Below are 3,029 nucleotides of genomic sequence, written 5' to 3' on the forward strand. Positions count from 1 at the left end.
CCGTACATGGTTTCGCGGAAGTCACTGCCACCGACCGGCCACCGGGTGTGCGTGTCGTCCTCGGCCTGCGCACCCTGGCCCCATTGCCCGAAATAGCGCCGCATCTCGTCGTGCGGCAGGGCCATCACAGCGTCCGCCTCGACCGCCTGCCGCACCCACGAGCGGGCCACCAGGATGAACTCCTCGATCTCTTCGGCGGTCAACGGCTTCGGCGTGAAGAGCACGGTGGTGTGCTCGACATCGGCGAGCCGGTCCACCCGGAAGGTGCGCCAATCGTCCTTGTCGAGGTCCCAGCACAGCAGATACCAATGCCTTTCCGCGGGCGCCAGGGCGTGCGGTTCGACCCGGCGGCGGGTCCGCTGCCCGGACGCCGCGGTGTAGCCGAAACGCACCCGTTCGTGATCGCGGATCGCCAGCGCCAACTCGCCCAGCACATCGCTGGAGACCGCGGCCCCAGCATTGATCCCGGCGGGCTGGACGGTCTCGGCGAGTGCCTTGACCCGCCGGCGCAGCGACGCGGGCAGCACCTGCTCCAGCTTGGCCAGGGCCGTAATCGTTGTTTCCGGCCCGCTGACCAGGCGCTGGGACGCCGCGACGCGCAGCCCGATCGCCATCGCCACCGCCTCCTCGTCGGTGAGCAGCAGCGGAGGAACGGCGCTGCCCGCCTCCAGCCGGTAACCGCCTGCAACACCAGGTGTGGACTCGATGCGATACCCGAGTTCGCGCAGCCGTTCGACGTCGCGCCGCACCGTCCGTTCGGTGACGCCGAGCCGTTGGGCAAGCTCGGCGCCCGGCCAGTGGCGGTGCGCCTGCAACAGGTTCAGTAGCGCCAGGGCCCGGGTCGTCGTATCGGCCATGTCTTCAAGACTGCCGCACATCGCGGACCGGATCTGTCCGCATTGGAATCTAGCGTGAAGCCATGGCGAATGAACCGATCATCGAAGCGCAGGGTTTGACCAAGCGCTTCACTGTCAGGAAACGGACCGTCGAGGCGGTCACCGACCTCAGCTTCGAAGTCAGCCGCGGCGAACTCGTCGCGTTCCTCGGACCCAACGGCGCCGGCAAATCCACCAGCCTGCGCATGCTCACGACCCTCATTCCACCGACCTCGGGCACCGCGCGCGTCGTCGGCTTCGACATCCTGACCCGGCCGGCTGAGGTCCGCGCCCGGATCGGCTATGTGGGTCAGCTCACCAGCGGCAGTTTCGCGCAACGGACCCGCGACGAGCTGCTCAGCCAGGGCGCCTTCTACGGCATGTCGAAAGTGGCCGCGAAGACTCGCGCCGACGATCTCATCGAGTCGCTCGACCTCGCCGGCTTCGCGAACCGCTCGGTGCAGCAGCTCTCCGGTGGGCAGAAGCGCCGGCTCGATGTCGCCCTTGGCCTGATGCACGCACCGCCGTTGTTGTTCCTCGATGAACCTTCCACCGGTCTCGATCCGCAGAGCCGGGCCAATCTGTGGCAGCACATCCTCGAACTTCGGGCCAGTCACGGCACCACGATCTTCCTCACCACTCACTACCTCGAAGAGGCCGACCGGTACGCCGAGCGGGTGATGGTGATGGACAAGGGCCGTGTGATCGCCGACGACACCGCCGCACGGCTCAAGGCGAATCTGGCCGGCGATGTGGTCACCCTGGGCTTCGCCAACGAAACGGACGCCGCGGCGGCGGTCGCCGTCGTCCAGCGGCTCACCGATCGTGAAGTGGCTCGCTCGGGCGAGGCGTCCGTCACCGTCACGGCACCCGAGGGCGACGCGCTTCTCCCGGCGATGGTGCGCGCCCTGGACGGTGCGGGCATCGTCGTCCGATCCGCCACCGGCGTACCACCCACGCTCGACGACGTGTTCCTGGCGCTGACCGGACGCACGTTGCGCGAAGCCGGCGAGGGCGCGGACGCCGAGGAAGACCAGCAATCCGAGAAACTCGAAGAGAAGGCGGGAGTGAGCCGATGACCACCGTGCGACCTGAGAACCTCGACACCGCGGTACGCGCGAACCCGGCACGGGACACCTGGAACGTGCTGATCCGCGAGCTGAAACCCGTTGTCCGCGACCCGTTCACGCTGATCTTCAGCCTGGTGCAGCCGCTGGTCTTCCTCGGCCTGTTCGGGCCGCTGCTGATCGGCACGTCCGGGCAACCCGTCGGCGAGACGCTGCAGTGGTTCGTGCCCGGAGTCCTGGTGATGATCGTGCTGTTCGGCACCGGCGCGACCGGTTCGAATCTGCAGTACGAGATGATGACCGGCTCACACGAACGCACCCTGGTGGCGCCGCTGGCCCGCTCGTCGCTGCTGATCGGCCGGGCCCTGAAAGAGATCGCGCCGATCGTGGCGCAGGCGGTGATCATCGTGCTGATCGCCTGGCCGTTCGGCTTCACCATCCACCCGCTGGGCCTGCTGATCGGGCTCGCTCTGCTGGCGGTGTTCGGCGTCGGCCTGGGAGCCCTGTCCTACACCCTGGCGCTCAAGACCAAGGACCGGGAATGGCTGTTCTGGGGAGTGCAGCAGACACTGATCTTCCCGCTGCTGATCCTGTCCGGCATGCTGCTCCCGCTCGACACCGCCCCGGGCTGGATGCGCGCGGTCTCCGCGGTCAATCCGATCAACTGGGTGGTGCAGGCCGAGCGTGCCCTGCTCGCCGGCGATCTCGGGAACCTCGCGGTCTCATGGGGCTGGTTGGCCGCCCTCGTCCTCGCCGCAGTCGGGCTGCTGGTCGGCGTCCGAGCCATTCAGAAGAGCAATTGAGTAGTTGTGGGCGCCTCGGGCGAGACTCGAACTCGCGGCCAGCCGCTTAGAAGGCGGCTGCTCTATCCAACTGAGCTACCGAGGCAATGCAGACAGCGCGAGCGAGAGCGTAGCGAGGCGCATCGTCGCCTGTCGCCCTCCCGGGGAGCCGTCCGTGGACGATTCTAGGGGTCAGCTTGACGCGCAGCTCCGACGCATGGTGTCCAAGCAGACACGCCGCTGAACCCACCAGACCGTCGGATGGGTCTTCCGCTACTCTCCCCTTCCTGACGCCGCACCGCACC

At 67.8% G+C, this 3,029-nt stretch carries 3 protein-coding genes and 1 tRNA gene; 2 read left to right on the forward strand and 2 right to left on the reverse strand.

The features are described 5' to 3' along the window. A partial coding sequence (locus Q0066_RS03145) for a WYL domain-containing protein (RefSeq protein ID WP_298129961.1) occupies positions 1–857 on the reverse strand: 857 nt, incomplete at its 3' end. 62 nt (positions 858–919) lie between these two features. On the opposite strand from Q0066_RS03145, the gene Q0066_RS03150 reads away from it, so the two are divergent. Both Q0066_RS03150 and Q0066_RS03155 read left to right on the forward strand, forming a co-directional pair. Next, positions 920–1,954: an ATP-binding cassette domain-containing protein gene (locus Q0066_RS03150; RefSeq protein WP_298129963.1), complete on the forward strand. Its 1,035-nt coding sequence runs from the start codon at positions 920–922 to the stop codon at positions 1,952–1,954. Continuing rightward, entirely contained in the window at positions 1,951–2,745 is a 795-nt protein-coding gene (locus tag Q0066_RS03155) for an ABC transporter permease (RefSeq protein ID WP_298129964.1), read from the forward strand. The genes Q0066_RS03150 and Q0066_RS03155 overlap by 4 nt, the downstream gene beginning before the upstream one ends. Positions 2,746–2,756: 11 nt before the next feature. On the opposite strand, the gene Q0066_RS03160 is transcribed toward Q0066_RS03155, so the two are convergent. Continuing rightward, positions 2,757–2,830: transfer RNA gene (locus tag Q0066_RS03160), tRNA-Arg, on the reverse strand. Positions 2,831–3,029: the final 199 nt, after the last annotated feature.

The sequence above is a fragment of the Micropruina sp. genome (assembly GCF_027492755.1).
In the GTDB taxonomy this organism is placed as follows: Bacteria; Actinomycetota; Actinomycetes; order Propionibacteriales; family Propionibacteriaceae; genus Micropruina.

Coding starts and splice junctions, on each gene's coding strand:
- Q0066_RS03155 (WP_298129964.1), top strand. CDS start 1,951: ATGACCACCGTGCGACCTGAGAACCTCGACACCGCGGTACGCGCGAAC.
- Q0066_RS03150 (WP_298129963.1), top strand. CDS start 920: ATGGCGAATGAACCGATCATCGAAGCGCAGGGTTTGACCAAGCGCTTC.